Here is a 17,247-nt window from a genome sequence, read left to right on the forward strand (position 1 = left end):
GCTCAATGTTGCTTTTCGCACCTTCGCAGCACCACCCAGCACACCACGCAAAGCCCCAGGTACCCGCTCAGGCCGCGTACGTCGCGCAGCATCGACTGGGTCAGCCCGAAGTCGATGAAAGCCACCGGCACCATGATGCCCGCAGCGGCGAGCAACCGGATGCCAGGGTCTACCCGGGGGTGGTGAAAACGGCGCCAGAACAGGCCCAGTGGTACAGCATAAAGGGCTAGCAACAACGCAAGCCCCACCAGGCCGCGGCGGGCCGCGGTATCGATCATGTCGCTATGCAGCTGGTCATGTCGGCTGATGCCCCGGTGGAGGCCGGCCTCGGCAACCAGCACATCGCGCTGCGCCTGAACCTGGCCTTCTCCCCAACCAAGCAGTGGCTTCTCAAGAAACATCATGCCGCCGGCCCGCCACATTTCGAGGCGCAGCCCGACCGAAGTGCCCCGCGACTCCCCCGTCCAGTACTGCTCCAGGTTGCTGTAGGCGAGCGCTACCCGGTCCTTCACTCCACTCTGCGGTGCCATCGCCACCGCCAACAGCAGCAGCACGAGCGCGGCTGACGCCAGGCGCAGGGGGCGAGCCGGCAGCACATCGCGCGCCGCACGATACGCCAACAGCAGCAGCAGCGGCGCGGCCAACCAGCCGCCGCGGGTGCCGGATAGCAGCGACCCCAGCATGCCGGCCATGGCCGCCAGCAAGGTCAGCGCAAGAATGGCGGGACGCCGAACGGTGCCGGTACGCAAGCACCATACCGCGCCGAGCAGCGAGAGCCCGCCCAGCAGCAGGGAGAGGTTGCCGAAGGGAATGGCGTTCATACCATTGCTGGCACGCGACTTGCCCAGCACCAACCGTTCGAAGATTGCGATACCTCCTGCCCCCAGGGCACCACAGGAGACAGCCAGCCACAGGAGACGCGGCCCCGGCGAGAAAACCCTGAGCGCCAGCAGAAGTGCCGCAGCAAGCACCGGCCACAGGGGCAACAGAATGCCCTGGTTGCCCTCTCCGATGGGCCATTGGCCGCTGCGCCACACGTCGAGGCACCACAGCCCGCCATAGCCGAGTAGTGCAAGCAGCATGACGATATCGTCACGGTCGATAGCGCCAGCACCCCGAAAACGCAACGCGAAGAGTAGTGCTGCGGGAAGCAGCGTGACGGCGGCCAGTAGTGGAAAGAGCGCATAGGCCCAGGGCACCACCAAGAGCAGCGCGATGAAGGCGAATACGCTGACCCCGGCCAGCCTGACCATCCATGCCTGAAAGCAAGCCTGCTCTTCCGGGGCATGAGCGCGGGTCGATAACGCTTGCTGCTGATGCTGCATGCTTGTGGTCATTCGTTTCGGGGCCCATGGCGCGACAAAGGAGTGTATTGTCGCTTCGCAGCGCTGCCCCTGCCAGTGTCAATTTTCTAGCACGATAAGCACCAACACTGTTGCCGGTATTCGCGACAACAACCAACCTTTCAGCCTCCGCCGAGGCGCCTGACGGCGCCAGTCGCGATGCAGACTCGGAGCACCGAACCGAGCGCTCCAACAGCTGCTTTCTCCACCAACGTTGCCACGCCGCTGTCGGAGTAGCTTCAGCTCACGACTGGAGGCCGCAGGCCTCCCGGCGGTGTTGCCGACACCAACGATCACCGCCAACGCGCAGGCCTCCATCAGGCGCCTGCTGAGTCTTATGCGTAATCAGGATCTTTTTACTAGCTCCGAGTGCCCGCTTGACGTTGGTCCTCATCAATCTTGAAACGCTGCACCAGCCTGGCCAATTCGCGTGCCTGGTCGTTCAGGGAGTGGCTGGCAGCGGTCCCTTCTTGAACCAGCACCGCGTTCTGCTGGGTCACCTCGTCGAGCTGGCTCACCGCCATGTTGATCTGCTCGATGCCCGACGACTGCTCGGTGGCCGCCGTGGCAATCTCGCTGATAAAACTCGATACCCGCTTCACGCCTTCGGCAATGGTGGATAGCTGCTGGCTAGCGGAATTCACCAGGCGCTCGCCCTCGTCCACGCTGGCCACGCTGGAATCGACCAGCTCACGGATCTTGTTGGCCTCGGCCGAGCAGCGGCCGGCCAGCTGACGCACCTCGGTGGCCACCACGGCGAAACCGCGGCCGTGCTCGCCTGCCCGGGCCGCCTCTACCGAGGCATTCAGCGCCAGCAGATTGGTCTGGAAGGCGATGCCATCGATGGCCTCGACGATGCTTTCCACGCGCCGGTTGGCCTGCTTGATGCTGCCCATGGACTCGGCCGCCTGCAGACCCACTCCACTCGCATTGCGGGTCTGGTCATCCAGCTCGGTGGTCAACTCGCGGGCCTGGGTAGCCGATTCCGCCGTCTGCCGGACGGTGGCGGTCATCTCTTCGAGGCTGGATGCGGTCTCGACCAGCGAGGAGGACTGCTGCTCGGTACGGCTGGCCAGGTCCTCGTTGCCCTGGGCGATCTCGCTGCTGGCCACGCTGACCGACTCGGCCGTCTGCCTGATATCGCCCATCATCGCCTGCAGGTTCTGTTGCATCTCGTGCATGTGGGCTAGCAGGCTGGTGGTATCGCCGCGCTTCACCGGCACCCGCATGGTCAGATCGCCCTGTACCACCCTTCTGACCACTTCCGCCGCCCGCTGCGGGTCGCCGCCCAGCGTCTTCAGCACCGAGCGCACCATGCCAAGGCTCACCAGCACGGCAATCGAGGTGATGAGCGCTGTGATGCCCACTAGTATCCAGAACAGGCGTGTTACCCCTGCCAGCGCCTCCGCCTCTGGGACCTCCACCACGAGGCCCCAGTCGAGCATGGGCAGATAGGTATAGCTGCCGATCACCGGGGTTCCGGCGGCATCCGCATAGCGCCCCACGCCGCTTTCGCCGGTGCCGATGGCTACTGCCGCCTGGGTGGCAAGCTCACGGCTCTCCCCCGCCAACGCCGCCACCGGTGTGACCGGCATGCCGTCGCCCCCCAGCAGGTAGGTGTCAGAGCTGCCGTCCAGGGACATCTCGGCCATCCGCTCGAACAATACATCGAGACGAACCGCCGCACGCACCACCCCCACGACATCGTCGTTGTCGGCGAAGACCGGTGCCACCACGTTGCTCACCTGATTGCCCGTAGCGCGCGACACCAGCGGCTGGGAGAAGATCGGCTGCCCCTGAATCGCCTCGCGGAACCAGGCGCGGTCGGCCACGTTGAAGGCACGCGCATCGTCGCTCGACAACACCGCCGCTCCTCCGTCATAGCTCACGCCAGCCACGCCGATGCCATCCTGGCCAACGAAGAACAGCGTATCGTAGTAGCCGCTCTGCTCGGCCAGACGCGTCAGCAGGTGCTGAATCGGCTCTATCTCCACCTGGCGCACCGGGTCGAGACCCGCCACGTAGCCGACCTCGTCCTGGCGCGCCCCCAGCCACTGGGTAAAGGACCCGGCCATCATCTCGCCAGTGCCCTGCAGCTGGTCCACCGTCGCCTGCGTGAAGGACTGGCGATACTGGGCATAGACAAGCCCCGCCACCAGCATCACCGAGATCAGTACCAGCGAGACGATCATCAGCGTCAAGCGGCTGCTGAAGCCCAGCCGTGAGCGTTGCTGCTGTGGCGAATCGACAGCTTGTGAAGCCGGACGCTCAGCCTCGGCATCGTCGGGTAAACGGGCCAGCGTAATGGAATTCATCGTTGCTCTCCTGCCATCAGCCACTCTGGCGCACCAGGCCAGCGGTGAGGGCATGGTTATCGTTGTTGTCAACGCAAGCAGATGTTGCCTGCCTCCCCCCGTTATCGGCCTGGGCAGGTGAAGATTGAGAGCAAGGGAGTAAGAAATTTGACAAATGTCAAACTTCTTTATCAGATGTTTCGGATGTAAGAAGGACAGGGCAAAGAAAACACGTGTGCAGCTTTATGCGCTATCCGAAAACTGGCTACCTTCGGCCATAAGGCATCGAGTCATTCTGAAGTTTACTGAGGCCCTGCCTAGATTAATGCGGGCCTCAGTTTGAGGTGTATTCAGCCAGTATATTTTACTCAGCTTCCACTACAGGCGATGTATTCGACGCTTCCCGCAACGTATCACGGCCCAGTTCAAGGCGGTCGAGCACGGCACCAAGATTGGCTTTCCACTCATTGTGCCCACCGATCAAGTTGCTGAAATCACTATTGACGACGCCTTCCACGCCATGAGATACCGGCACAAGACCCGCCGGTGTGGAGAGGCCGGCATTAGCCATACGATAGAGCCACTTGAGCACTCCATCTCGCTCCGAATAGCAATTGTATACTCCACCCGAAGTGGCACTGGCCGCAGTCGTCCAGTCCACCTCACTCTCATTGCCCACAGCACCACCCATCAGGACAGCGTTCCTGACGTACTTTTCTCCACCCTTGCTGGCCAGAGCCAGCAGTGCAAAGAAAACCACTCTCGCCCCCAACGAATGCCCCATCAGAGTGAATGTCTTTCCCTCGGTGCGACTAATCGCCTCGGCCAGTAGCAGCCCCGCCTTTTCAGCATTCAACATGGCGGAATGCCAAGGGTTGGAAGCAAGCCCTACTGCTGTCATTGCCATACCCCCGTGAGATACTCCTTTAGCCAACGCTTTCGATGCCAGGCCGACTCCACTTGACAATATACTGCTGGAGAACATGCTACGACTGGTGCCACTCAACATACCACCCAGCTTTCGCAACGTCTTGGCCTCCCAGTTAAGATACCAGAGTGGGGCATCTTGGTAGTGATCTGCCAATCCATCGCACCAGTCATGCGCCTCCATGTCTTCCTCGGAGAGAAAGCCGTTGACCACAACGACTCTATGTCCACAATCACTGGAGGTAGCCCTTTTTAAGGTGAAATGATAATCGGGAATATCCTTGAAATAGGCATTCGCCAGACCATAACCTGTTTTTCCACCAAGACCGGCCCCCGTCGCCGCAATGATTGCAAGGCCGCCACTTCCCACCTTGGCCAGCGATGCCGAAGCGAGTGTTGCTCCTTTGAGTGTCCCGATAGCAGTGCCAGTGGATGCCGCACCAAGCGCTCCTGTCGACCCCAGCGCAGCAGCAATGCCCGGCGCAGCCAGATAGGCACCCGTGCCCACAGCCACGATACCTCCAGCAACCACACCTACCTGTTTGGTAAGGCCATACAGGTTTGCCTTGCGTGGCCGCATCAAATGCTTGAATTCTCCAAGTTCAAGTATGGTGGCTTTTGCTTTGGTAAAATCAGGCATTGTTCCATCATGCTCGGCACAAAGCTCATTATGCCAATTCTCTGTAAAGAGTTGAGAAACACGCTTGATAGAGTCACCAAACAAGCTGTTGCCCTGCCCTTCATCATCACCCTCCACTTTTCTGCTTTCGCCAAGTGCTGCTCGAGCCATATTCTCGCAATGCCGACACTTGACCGTCAGAAATTCACAGGCTGAACATTTGAAGGTGGAACGGCCAATATTATTTTCCTGAAATAGGGTATGACGACTAAACTCTCCACACCAGGAACACCAAGACTCCAGGCTATAAACGTGTTCTTCAGACATGATAAAACCCCCTGCTATACGATACCCTGCTTAGGTCGAAGCTAAACGCCAGCTTCCGCGCCGGCATCCTACCGACCTTCTCGTGTGAGGCAGGCGTTTTCAGCACAGTCTCCAGGCATCGGCGGAGGCTGGCAGCCTAATTATTCTTATCGACCAACAAGCGTGGGGCTTTAGCACTTTCGTAATTTACGGTCGGACATGCCCGCTGCTGCACAAACTGAAGCCGGGAACGGGCTACAGCGGGATGGGTATCAGGTAAATCGCGTCATGCGCCTTGAGACATCGCCATAAGGCGCTCATGCAGCATCCTCGCCTTCTCGATGGCCTGCGCCTCGCCGTCATCCAGCGTCAGCACCGGACCATCACCAATAGCTCCAGCGGCTCCTCGGTCGCATCGAGTATCGCCAGAGGCGTGAGTTTAACCAAGCAGTGATAGCACGCTTTGCGGCACCTGGTTGGCCTGGGCCAGCATGCTCGTGCCGGCCTGCTGCAGGATCTGGGCCTTGGTCATGTTGGCAACCTCTACCGCATAGTCGGTACCCATGATGCGTGAGCGTGCGGCCGACAGGTTGATATTAGTTGTTTCATGAGACTCAATCACCGACCCTAGGCGATTCTCCATGGCACCGAGATGGCTGCGTTTACTGTCGACAAAACTGATGGCTTGGTCGAGAGCAGCCAGAGGATTGGACGGTGTTTTGAGGCGAATTTCCTGTTCAGATTCAGTGATGTTGATGATGGTATGTGGCGCGCCATCGGCAACCTGCTCGCCATTGTCGAAGCCGTTGGCATCGGTTTCGACCGAAACCAGATTAAGTGCAGCGGTCAAGTTGGAAGGGTGGTAAATAATGACCTCATTGGTGCCATTGATTGTCTTGATCAGGACTTGATTATCTTCAGTATCAACAAGACTGGCGATCTTGAAGCTTCCATAACTTGACAGACTGTTAGGCAGATTAAAATAATAATTTCCATCCGCCCCTTGCCGAAGCACATCCGAAAAAGTATCACCGTTGCTGTCAGTGTAGTTTACCGTCACATTCCGCGGATCGATTGTCACCACTGAAGTCCCATGTACCGTCGGGACACGGTGGGCCTCGATATCGAAAATGGTCGGGGTCGAATTGGTCGTTACAGCCCAGATCGAATGCGTATCACCATTGCTTTCCAGGCCAACGCTGACTGAAGCATCAAAGTAGTGATAGACCCCTTCTGCCATCTTGGCCTCGATCACGTATTGGCCGTCTGACCGCTGCATCAGACGTGCTGGCTCGTCAAACAGTTCGCCATCTGGATTGAGGAAGCGTAAATCTTCCTGTGGCGTTGCGACCGACGGCGTGGAATTGACGTTTGTTGCCTGGCCTGTCAAATCCAGCCCCGTAAATGCCGTCGCGCATTCCGCATGCAGGACAAGGCGCTCTTTATCGACAAGCCGTGTCGACCAGTCTTCCAAGTCCTCGTCCCAATAGCTTTCGGACTCAGTATAATCCTCTGTCGTCACACTTCCCAACCGATGGTAGGCCGTTTCACCGTTTACTTCGGCCTGCAAGTAATAGCCGCCATTGCTGGATTGTACCAACTCTCCGTCGGGCAAGGTGGCGCCGTTGCTGCGCAGGAACCGAATATCATCGAAACTGTCAAGGTCGTGATAATCACCACCGTTGGGATGATCCACAATTTCACTGGTCGTGGAGTAAACCGGGCCGGCTAGCTCGGCACCTAGCTGGCGCACCTGCACGCCACTCCCACCCGCTACGAAGCTTATGGCTGCCTCATAGTAGCGCACGACTCCATTTTGCGTCTCTCGTACCACATAGTTGCCATCATGTTGCTGCAACTGCCTAGTTGCTCCGTCTGCGAAGGGGTCATAAAACGCATCAGTAAACGAAGCGGTGGCAAGTTGCGCAGGAATGTTGTCAACGATTTCGTAGATTCTACCCGTACTGGTAATGCTGACGACACTGGTGTCCGTGGCGGTGTAATGGGTAGCCAAGGGGTAGCCCGTGTTGTAGAAAACAGGATCGTCACCCAGCATGGCGCTGACATACCAGCCGTAAGAACCATCTACACTCGGCTGCTGCATAAAGGCTCGCGACGTGCCGGTCACCCCATGGTAGGTGATGGTCGTTTGTGCGTTCGTCTCTGCATAAAGATGGATATGGTGAGCGGGCCCCAGGAGTGTATTCCTTGGAGTCACCTCCCCTTCTATGCCCGCGATCGTGAAGTCAGTGAGACCAAGCGAATCGACACTGAAACCTGGCGGGTTGAGGTCAATGCCCAGCGTTTCCCTGTCATTGGCCCCTACCTGGAGATTGACCGTGCCAGCCTTGCCTGACAGCAAGGGAATGCCGTTGTAATCCACGGTAGCGGCAAGGCGATCGATCTCACGCAGGTTCATGTTGATCTCGGCCTGAATGGTATCGGTGTCACGCAATGTCAGGGAGCCGTTCAGTCCCTGTACGGTCAGTTCACGAATGCGCTGCAGCTTATCGTTAATCTGGTCCAGCGCGCCATGAGCCGTCTGCGCCATCGATACACCATCGTTGGCATTGCGCTGTGCCATCGCCCGTCCGGTGATCTGGCTCGTCAAACGGTTGCCGATGGCCTGGCCTGCGGCATCATCCTTGGCGCTATTGACGCGCAACCCCGATGAGAGCCGCTCCATGGCGGTTGCCAGCAACAACTGCGAGCGGCCAAGGTTGGCCTGGCCAGTGAGGGAAAGAAGGTTGGTATTGATGCTTGCCATGCGGGGAGCTCACCGTTCCTTGGGTCATTGCTCCGTTTATCGGCCAAAGGATGCTGAGCTTTAGCAATTTCTTAAGGAAAAGTTGTTCCGGCACAGCTCATGATCAACCTTCGATCACGCCTCCGAAACGTTTCCGTCCGGCTTGGAGCCTCTGAGTAACCGCTCGTGCAGCAGGCTCGCTTTCTCGATGGCCTGCGCCTCGCCGTCATCCAGCGTCAGCACCGGCCCATCACCGATGGCCCCGCCGCTCTCCTCGCTGTCCCGCATCGCCTGTACGTCTTGCGAATATCGGGTCAGCAGGTGCTTGATATTCAAGCGAATGGTAAACAACTCGAGTTCCATCGCATCCTGCTGCTCCTGGCGCCGCGCCTGCTCCAATGGCTCCTCGGTCACTTCGAGTATCGCCAGCAGAGTGTTCTGGACCATCTCCTCCGCCGCCTTCAGCTTCGGCAGAATCTCGTAAAGCACTTCATGCAAGGTGATCCGCTGCGGTTCATTCATTCCACCTCCCTATTGCTTCACAATTCGCCAGAAAATCTAACGCCGCCATCGTATAGGAAAGCTGAACGTTGTCGGCTTTACTATTCATATCAGGGAATTGCTGGTCAGCGTCAGTCACCAATCGCCAACACCTAAAAAAACAGGCGCCACAAGGGCGCCTGTAGGGTCTTGAAGGGTGGGACAGAGCTGCCCCACCTGATCAAATGCCAGATTAACCCAGCAGAGACAGCACGTTCTGCGGAGTCTGGTTGGCCTGCGCCAGAATGGAAGTACCAGCCTGCTGCAAGATATTGGCGCGAGTCATGTTGGACACTTCAACAGCGTAGTCAGCGTCTTCAATGCGCGAACGGGCAGCCGCAAGGTTAGTAGAGGTAGTGGTAATATTGTCAATAGCTGACTCGAGGCGGTTCTGCTTAGCACCCAGCTCACCGCGAGTCTCATCAACTGCCGCAATTGCAGCATCGATTTCAGCAAGTACGTCATCACCGTCGATAGTTGCTCCAGCAATTACAAGTGAAGCACTATCCCAACCTGCTGAGTCAGCAATGGAGATATCGATGGTTTGACCATCTTCTGAGCCAACTTGAATGCTAAACTCTGTTGCTGCACCAGCAGTAAAAAGATCTTTACCGTTAAACTTCACCTCATCACGAATACGGTCAATCTCTGCGATACGCTGATCAACTTCTTCCTGGATAGAAGCAATATCTTCATCGGTGTTGGTATCATTCGCTGCCTGAACGGCCAGCTCACGAATACGCTGAAGGTTATCGTTAACCTGGTTCAGCGCGCCTTCTGCTGTCTGCGCCAAAGAAATACCGTCGTTGGCGTTACGCGCTGCTTGATTCAGGCCGTTGACCGTAGCGGTCATGCGGTTGGCGATAGCCTGACCGGCTGCATCATCCTTGGCGCTGTTGATGCGCAGGCCGGAGGAGAGACGCTCCATGGAAGTCTGCAGGCTGGACTGCGACTTGTTCAGGTTGTTCTGGCCGATCAGGGCGGTGATGTTGGTATTGATCACGGACATGGTGTCATTCCTTCTCTATGTTGGGGGCTCCATTGACGGGCCCACTGAACCTTTCCTGCGGCCCAGCATCTCGGGCCTGTCTCAACGGCGCCGTTGGCCGTTACCCTAATTAACGGCTCTCTGGGGAAGAACTTTAGGGAGCCGGAGAAAAAAATTTATGGCTGGTATCTTGGGCAGCCAGCTACCCCGCCGTACCGCTCCTACAGGAGAAAGGCTTGAAACGCCGCGGGCCCGGCGATATGCCGGGCCCGCGCCCTATCCAGATACCGGACTGTCATGCCGGATCAGCAACATTCTCTACACTAGCCGGTGATTACTTTTTCTTCGGTGCCATCTGCATACTCAACATATCGAGCTGCTGCGTTAGGTAGGAACTGGTGGCATTCATCTGGGCAATCAGGCTGTCGAGCTGGCCGAATTGCTTCCGATAGCGCTCGATAGTCTGCTCGATGGTGCGCTCCATACGCTCGAAGCGGTCGTCGAGGTTACTGACACGCGCTTCCGAGCCCTTGATCGAGCTTTTTACAAGACCATCGTCGCCCAGAATTTGGCCGAGGGTTCCACTGAGGCGACCTGCCATGCCGGCTTCCTTGGCATCACCGGCAAAGAAGTCGGCAAGCGCCTGGGGATTGTTCGCAATCACATCGTCGAGCTTGGCCTCGTCCAGCTCAAGCCGGCCATTGGGGCGCAGGGAAATACCGAGCTGCGACATCATCGTCAGCTCCCCCCCCTGCACGAGACTGCCCAGGTCACGACTGAGGCGCGATTCGATGGTTCTCACCGCCCGGTTACCGACCAGCTCACCTGCCGTTTCCGCATCGCCGGTGACGTTCGTCATGCGACCGATGGTCGATTTCATTTCGTTGTAGGCGGAAACGAAGCCGGTTACGGCCTCGCGCAGCGCTTCGGTGTCACGTTCCACCACAATAGTAGACGTCTTGCCCACTGCTGCCGCGTCCAAATCCAGCGTTACTCCCTGGATGGCGCCCTCTACCCGGTTGGAGCTGCTGGTGATGGTGATATTGTTGATCACGAGTTCGGCATTGCTGCCAGGCACTCGGGCTTCGGTATCCTCAGCCAGCGTGGTGTTGGTGGTGGGGACGCCGAACGTCATACCCGTGATCGACTGATCCGCGCCGGTCTCTTTCGAATTCAACACCAACCGATAACCGTTCTGGGTGCCGTCGTTGATGATCGACGCGGTAACCCCCGCATCCGGATGTGCATTGATGGCATCGCGGATATTCTCGAGGCTGTCTCCCTCAACGAGAGCGACCGTAACGTTGGCCTTGCCCGCGAAAGTGAGCGTCAGCGTATCGCCGCCCGCTCCCACCAACGCATCGGTCGTGCTTGTCTTCCCCTGGCTGGCGATGCTGCCCGCCTTGGCGATGTGGTTTACAGTGACTTCGTAACGCCCAGGGGTCGCTTCTGCTCCCGCTGTCGCGGAGACCCCTTGACCCAGCACGCTAGTGGTCAGGCTCTGATGGAGCTTGGGATCATTGAGCTTGGTCACGGCATCCTGAAACTTGGTCAGGGCCGACTGCAGCCTGCCAAACGCTGAAATCTTGGCCTGCTCTTGTGTCTTCTGGGCCGTGATCGGCTGAAGCTTCTGGCGTTCGGCCGCATTCAGCTGATTCAGCAGTCCTGAAAGATCAAGGCCTGAGCCCACGCCGAGAGAGGTTATCGTTGCCATCTTGGTTCACTTCCCTGAGTGACAATAACGGTATTGATAGCGATATCGACCTCACCGCCAAAAACTTTAGCACTTTCGAGAACGGTAGCACCTGCTACTCGGCAACCCCATAAAACTCAGGAATTATTTCCCATCTGGGTCTCCAGCATGCCCAGTTGCTGGGTAAGATATTGGCTTGTCTGGTTCATGCTGGCGATCATGCCATCGAGCTGTGCAAATTGAGTACGGTAGCGATCGATAGTCTGCTCAATGGTCCGCTCAGTGCGCTCGAAGCGATCCCCAAGACTGGCGATACGGTCCTCGGTGCTATTGATTGAGCCTTCCAGGGCACCGTTGCTGCTCAGAAGCTGCTCGGTAGTGCCCGCCAGTCGACCAGCCAGGCCGGCGGTGTCGCCATCGCCCGCGAAAAAGCTGGCTACGCCGTCCGGGTTGTCTGCCAGTGCGACATCCAGCTGCTGTTCATCCAGTTGCAGGGTGCCATCGACGCTGAGCGAGAGCCCCATATCGGAGAGCAGCGCAAGTTCGCCATCCTGGGTCACGCCGGCAGCCAGGTCGCCACGCAGGTTGGACTCAATGCCACGCACAGCGCTATCACCAATCAGCGGCCCTGGCTCGTTCTCCTCGCCATTGAACGCGGTAAGCTGCCCCGCGGTGCCTTTCAGCTCGTTGTAGGCATTCACGAAACCGATGATACCCTCACGAATGGTGTCGTTATCGCGCTGAACCACCACGGTACTGCTGCCCGGCTCCTGCAGGTCCAGGGTCACGCCCTGAATAGCATCTTCTATCTGGTTGGTAGCACTGACGATGTCGATGCCGTTGACCGAGAAATCTGCATCCTGCCCAACCTGGGCCACCGTGCCACCCGGGTCGGCAGCAAGATTTCCGGCCGCCAGCTGATCGAAGTTGGTGCCGGTAATCGAGGCCTGTTCACCTGTCTCCGCCGACATCAGCGCCAGGCGGTGGCCTTCCCCGTCAAACACAATGGAGGCATTCACCGCTGCATCGGGATCGGCGTTGATGGCGTCGCGCACGTCTTCCAGCGTGCTGTCTGCGGCAATGGCCACCCCATGGTTGAGGGCATCGTCGGTAAAGGTCAGCTCGAGTTCGCCGCCAGATTCGGTGACGACAGTATCCAGATCAGCGACCCGCTCGGTAGCCAGGTTGCCGGCAGTGGCGATCTGTCGCACTTCGACACTGTAGCTCCCCGGGGTGGCATCGGCGCTGGCGGCAGCTTGCAGGGCACTGCCAGTCACATCCGTCGTCACACTCTGGAAGAGCGAAGGATCATTGAGGCTATTGACGCTATCGTCAAAAGTGGCAAGCGAACTCTGGATTTCACCATAGGCTGAGATCTGTACTTCCTGTGCCTGAACCTGCTGCGCTATGGGGTCGAGCTTGGCGCGCTCGGCCTGGTTGAGCTGCTCCAGCAGACCGTTGAGGTCCAGGCCGGAGCCGATGCCGAGGGAGGAAATGGTGGCCATGTGAGACTGCCTTGTGCCGATGAATTCGGGTGCCGCGCATGAAGCATTAGCGCGACACCTTCCTTATCTACCGCATGTCGGCGGCTAGCAGCAGAACTTTAGGCTCTGCCCGAAACCTGGCTGCGCTCGGCCATAGGCGTTCTGCAAGCGCAGCCAGTAGCCCTCGCTGGTAGCCGGTTGACTGGCTGACTACTCGATGGACTCGCATTTCCTTTCACCCATCGGCCACGACTGGCGTGCCAGCCCCTGCCAGTCGGTTCGTTCACGCCACCGCTGAAGCCATTCGACCACCGCTTCCGGGGGCATGGGGCGGGCGATGCCATAGCCTTGCGCCAGCCGGCATCCTCGTCCCAGCAGTGCGTCGGCATGCTCCAGGGTTTCCACCCCTTCGGCCAGCAGCGCGCGGTCGAAGCGGCGAGCCATGTAGATCACACTCTCGACAATGGCGAGATCGCTGGGGTCGGTGAGCATGTCGCGGACGAAGCTCTTGTCGATCTTGATCATATCCACCGGCAGCTGGCGCAGGTAAGTGAGGGAAGAGAAACCGGTACCAAAGTCGTCGATGGCCACCTCGATGCCCATGGCCTGACAGCGATCGATGGTATCCAACGCCGCCTTGATGTCGTGCATGGCGGCCGTTTCGACCACTTCAAGCTTGAGGCGGTCGGTGGTAAGCCAGGGGTTGGCCGCCAGCAGGCTTTCCAGCCGAGGCACGAAATCCGGGCTCAACAAGTGCGAGGGGCTGATATTGACGCTCACCGGCAGCACGATGCCCTGCTGCTGCCAGCAGCCTAACTGAGTCAGCGTCTGCCGGAGAACCCATTCGCCCAGCGATATCTCCAGCCGGGTCCCCTCGGTCAACGGCAGGAAGCTATCGGGTGCCTTCAAGCCCTCCTTGGGGTGCTTCCAGCGAACCAGCGCCTCGAAGCCAATCACCTCGGCGGTGGCCATGTCGATCTGGGGTTGGTAGTACAGGATCAGTTCGCCATTCTCTATCGCCCGCGCAAATCGACGGCGATTCACCTGGCGCTGCTGAACCAGGCGATCCTGCCCCGGGTCGAATCGACTCACCGTATTGCGGCCATTCTGCTTGGCCCGATACATCGCCTGCCTGGCATGGCGCAGCAGGCCATCGGCCTCTGCATGGTCATCGGGATAGCGGGACACCCCCAGGCTCGCGGTCATCGATACCTGCTCCCCCTCCAGCGTGAAGGGTTCGCTGATCACCGACAGCATCGTCTGCAGGGCGGCATCGTCCGCAGCGTCATGAGTCAGCAGCACGAATTCGTCGCCACCGGCGCGGACAACGAAACTGTCGCCCCCGACATATTGCGCGAGACGCCGAGCCAAGGCGTCGATCAGCCGGTCGGCGCCTTGATGGCCCAGGCGGTCGTTGATCAACTTGAAATGGTCCACATCCAGCGCGCAGACGGTAAGGCTCCCCTTGTCCTTGATCGCCTTGGCGAGCGCCTCATTCATCAACATCGATAGCTGCGTGCCGTCGAACGCGTACATCAGGCCTCCACCCTGTCATTTGCCACGGCAACCAGGGCGGTTGACCTCTCCCCTGTGATGAGTTCCACCCGGTTGCGGCCACCCTGCTTGGCACGGTATAGCGCCCTGTCGGCCCGCATCAGCAGGTCACGGGCCGTATCGCCTGGCTGGTAGAGGGTCAGGCCGATACTGATGGTGACCGCGGCACCGGGCAACTCGGCACCGGCCACGTCGCTGCGCAGTCGCTCGGCAAGCTGCAGGGCGCCATTGAGTGGTGTTCCCGACAGCAGCAGCGTGAACTCTTCGCCGCCCCAGCGTGCCAACAGGTCGGTCTTGCGTAGCCTTCGCTGGACGCAATCGGTCAGAGCGAAAAGCACGGCATCGCCGACATCATGACCATGGGTATCATTAACTGCCTTGAAGTGGTCGATATCGAACAGCATCACGGCGAACTCGCCGCCCTCCTTCTCGGCCAGCCTGACAGCGGTAATCAGGGCGCGGTCGAAGGCGCGGCGATTGGCGGCGCCGGTCAGGTGGTCGCGGCTGGCTTCATGAACCAGCGCCTGCTCCACCTGCTTGCGCTCGGCGATATTATGAAAGACCGACACATAGTGGCGCACTTCGCCATTCTCACCCTTGACCGCCGTGATCGATTGCCACACGGGATAGATCTCGCCCCGCTTGTTACGATTCCAGATCTCCCCCTGCCAGTGCCCCTTGACTGTCAGCGACTGCCAGAGCCCGGCATAGAAACTGGCGTCGTGGCGCCCGGACTTGAACATGCGAGGCGTGTGGCCAACCACTTCATCGGCGGTATAGCCGGTGATATTGACGAAGGCCTGATTGACTCGCTCTATGCGCATCTCGGCGTTGGCGATCAGCGTGGCCTGTCCCGTTTCGAAGGCAGTCGCCAGCAGGCGCAGTTCCTCTTCCTGACGCTTGCGTTCGGAAATATCCTCCTTGACGGTAATGAAGCTGATGACCTTGTCGTGCTCGTCCTTGATCGGCGTGATGACCTCATATTCCCAGTACTCCTCGCCGCACTTGCGACGGTTGAGCATCTCGCCTCGCCAGATATTGCCCGCCTTCAGCGTCTGCCATAGCTGACGGTAGGTCTCGGGTGAGGTCTTGCCGGACTTGATGAGCGAAGACGTCTGACCGATGAGCTCATCACGGCTGTAGCCGGTGATATCGACAAAGCGATGATTCACATAGAGCAGACGCCCGCTGGGATCGGTGATGGCAGTGGCCATGGGGCTATGTTCCACGGCGGTATAGAAATGCTTGAGCGATTGGACCAGCGTACCCGGCGAGCCACTTGCATCGATTTGATCCCAGGCATCCGGCGAGGCGTCGCCTGCCGGAAACTCGTGTTGCTGCGTCATGCAAGGGGTCCTCGTCCGGGTGTTGGCTCTGGGATGGCCTGGTTCGTGTGCTGGCTCAGACATGGCGAAGGGTACCCGCCGAGGGCGATGATAGGACCATCCGCACAGAATGTATAACTTTTGAAGAGGGAATTTTAGGTTTACTTGACATGCGTCAGGAAAAAACCCCAAAAAAGACCAGTTATGGCCAGGCACGCCAAATACTTGTACAAGAGCTACCGCGAATGAATGATCACCTCGACGCGCCGGTTCTGGGCTCGCCCTTCGGCGCTGTCGTTGGCCGCCAGCGGGCGCGTATCGGCCAGGCCCACGGCACGCAGGCGCTGGGCGCTAACGCCGGCCTGCTCCAGGGCATGCACGATGGCAATGGCACGGGCGCTGGAGAGCACCCAGTTGGAGGGAAATTCCGGGGTCTGGATGGAACGGCTGTCGGTGTGCCCTTCCACCGCCACTTCGCCGTCGTGGCGCTGGATCACGTCGACCAGCCGCTGCACCAGCGCCTGGCCGTCCTCCGTCAGCTCGGCCTCGGCGGTGGGAAAGAGCCACTGGTCCTCGACGCGCAGCTTGATGCCTTCGGCCACCCGGGAGACCGCCACACCCTCCAGGTCCGGCAGGTAGGGGGATGTCTCCAGGCGTTCCTCCAGCGCCTGCTGCAGCGCCAGCGAGCCGGCAATGGCCTCGGGCGCCACTTCACGCACCCGCGCCGGGGGGCGGTCGGTCAGTACCAGCATGAAGTCAGCCGGCCCAGCCGGCAGCTCGTCGTCATCGGGGAGCAGGGGCTGAGGCAACCGCAGCCCTTCGGCCGAGCTTGCCTGTGTCAGCTCCGGTTGCTGCGAAAGCATCGCCAGCGGAGCCGGCGGCGCAACGTATGCCGTGGAAACCTGCCGCTCGGGCTCGGCAGCCTGAAGCGCCAACAGCGCGGGCGTGACAGGAACCCTAGCCGCCCTGCGCGGCAGGCCGGCCACACCCAGGGCGGCGGAGAGCGCCAAGGGGCTCAACCGGCCAGCCGGTAGCGGCACCTGCGGTTGGTGGGCCGCCATCGCCCGCTGCAGTTCGTCGGGCAGTGGAATCGCCATGGGTTGCAGTGTATCGCTGACGGCCGTCGCGTCGTCGTCGCGATCGCCGGCGTAGGTGATGGTGAACAGCAGCACCATCAGGGCCACCAGCAGCGTCATGATGTCCAGGTAGCCGATCATCCAGGTGCTGTCCTGGTCGGGATCGGTATGCGTCGCCGTCAGCGACTCATGGCGCATGGCGCCACGATGGTCGCTGCCACCGCTGGAGATCAATCGGGTCATCTGGGCCGCCGGGTCGCCACGAACAGCCGCCTAGGCTACCCGTAGCGGCGGGGAGATGAAACGGGGAAAAGCGCCACCTTGTGGCCGTTACTTGCTGGCCGTTACTTGC

11 protein-coding genes are annotated in these 17,247 nt (G+C 59.6%); all 11 read right to left on the reverse strand.

From position 1 onward, the window contains the following. Positions 1 to 2 precede the first annotated feature (2 nt). The 11 genes from LY622_RS16245 to LY622_RS16300 all read right to left on the reverse strand — a co-directional run bounded on the left by LY622_RS16245 (position 3) and on the right by LY622_RS16300 (position 17,138). Complete coding sequence (locus tag LY622_RS16245; protein ID WP_234291850.1) at positions 3 to 1,337, reverse strand: O-antigen ligase family protein; 1,335 nt, start codon at positions 1,335 to 1,337, stop codon at positions 3 to 5. 365 nt (positions 1,338 to 1,702) lie between these two features. After that, the gene (locus tag LY622_RS16250) at positions 1,703 to 3,658 is read right to left on the reverse strand and encodes a methyl-accepting chemotaxis protein (RefSeq protein WP_234291851.1); all 1,956 of its coding nucleotides are present in this window, start codon (positions 3,656 to 3,658) and stop codon (positions 1,703 to 1,705) included. Between the two features lie 343 nt (positions 3,659 to 4,001). Continuing rightward, positions 4,002 to 5,510 (reverse strand): DUF726 domain-containing protein, encoded by a 1,509-nt coding sequence (locus LY622_RS16255; RefSeq protein WP_234291852.1) that lies wholly within the window; start codon positions 5,508 to 5,510, stop codon positions 4,002 to 4,004. A 418-nt stretch (positions 5,511 to 5,928) separates the two neighbouring features. Next, on the reverse strand, positions 5,929 to 8,256 hold the full coding sequence (locus LY622_RS22680; RefSeq protein WP_369413795.1) for a flagellin N-terminal helical domain-containing protein: 2,328 nt from the start codon (positions 8,254 to 8,256) through the stop codon (positions 5,929 to 5,931). Between the two features lie 114 nt (positions 8,257 to 8,370). After that, positions 8,371 to 8,757 carry a hypothetical protein gene (locus tag LY622_RS16270; RefSeq protein WP_234291853.1) on the reverse strand — a complete coding sequence of 129 codons (387 nt, stop codon included), beginning with the start codon at positions 8,755 to 8,757 and terminating at the stop codon, positions 8,371 to 8,373. Between the two features lie 211 nt (positions 8,758 to 8,968). Beyond that, entirely contained in the window at positions 8,969 to 9,784 is an 816-nt protein-coding gene (locus tag LY622_RS16275) for a flagellin N-terminal helical domain-containing protein (RefSeq protein WP_234291854.1), read from the reverse strand. Positions 9,785 to 10,097: 313 nt separating this feature from the next. After that, entirely contained in the window at positions 10,098 to 11,477 is a 1,380-nt protein-coding gene (fliD, locus tag LY622_RS16280; RefSeq protein ID WP_234291855.1) for a flagellar filament capping protein FliD, read from the reverse strand. A gap of 116 nt (positions 11,478 to 11,593) precedes the next feature. Then, complete coding sequence (gene fliD / locus LY622_RS16285; protein ID WP_234291856.1) at positions 11,594 to 12,961, reverse strand: flagellar filament capping protein FliD; 1,368 nt, start codon at positions 12,959 to 12,961, stop codon at positions 11,594 to 11,596. 189 nt (positions 12,962 to 13,150) lie between these two features. Next, positions 13,151 to 14,476, reverse strand: a complete 1,326-nt coding sequence (locus tag LY622_RS16290; RefSeq protein WP_234291857.1) for a putative bifunctional diguanylate cyclase/phosphodiesterase — start codon at positions 14,474 to 14,476, stop codon at positions 13,151 to 13,153. Further along, positions 14,476 to 15,840, reverse strand: coding sequence for a sensor domain-containing diguanylate cyclase (locus tag LY622_RS16295; RefSeq protein WP_234291858.1), 1,365 nt, complete (start codon positions 15,838 to 15,840; stop codon positions 14,476 to 14,478). The genes LY622_RS16290 and LY622_RS16295 overlap by 1 nt, the downstream gene beginning before the upstream one ends. Before the next feature lie 215 nt (positions 15,841 to 16,055). After that, positions 16,056 to 17,138, reverse strand: coding sequence for an OmpA family protein (locus LY622_RS16300; RefSeq protein WP_234291859.1), 1,083 nt, complete (start codon positions 17,136 to 17,138; stop codon positions 16,056 to 16,058). Between the last annotated feature and the right edge of the window lie 109 nt (positions 17,139 to 17,247).

The organism is Halomonas alkalisoli, assembly GCF_021412585.1.
Taxonomy (GTDB): Bacteria; Pseudomonadota; Gammaproteobacteria; order Pseudomonadales; family Halomonadaceae; genus Halomonas; species Halomonas alkalisoli.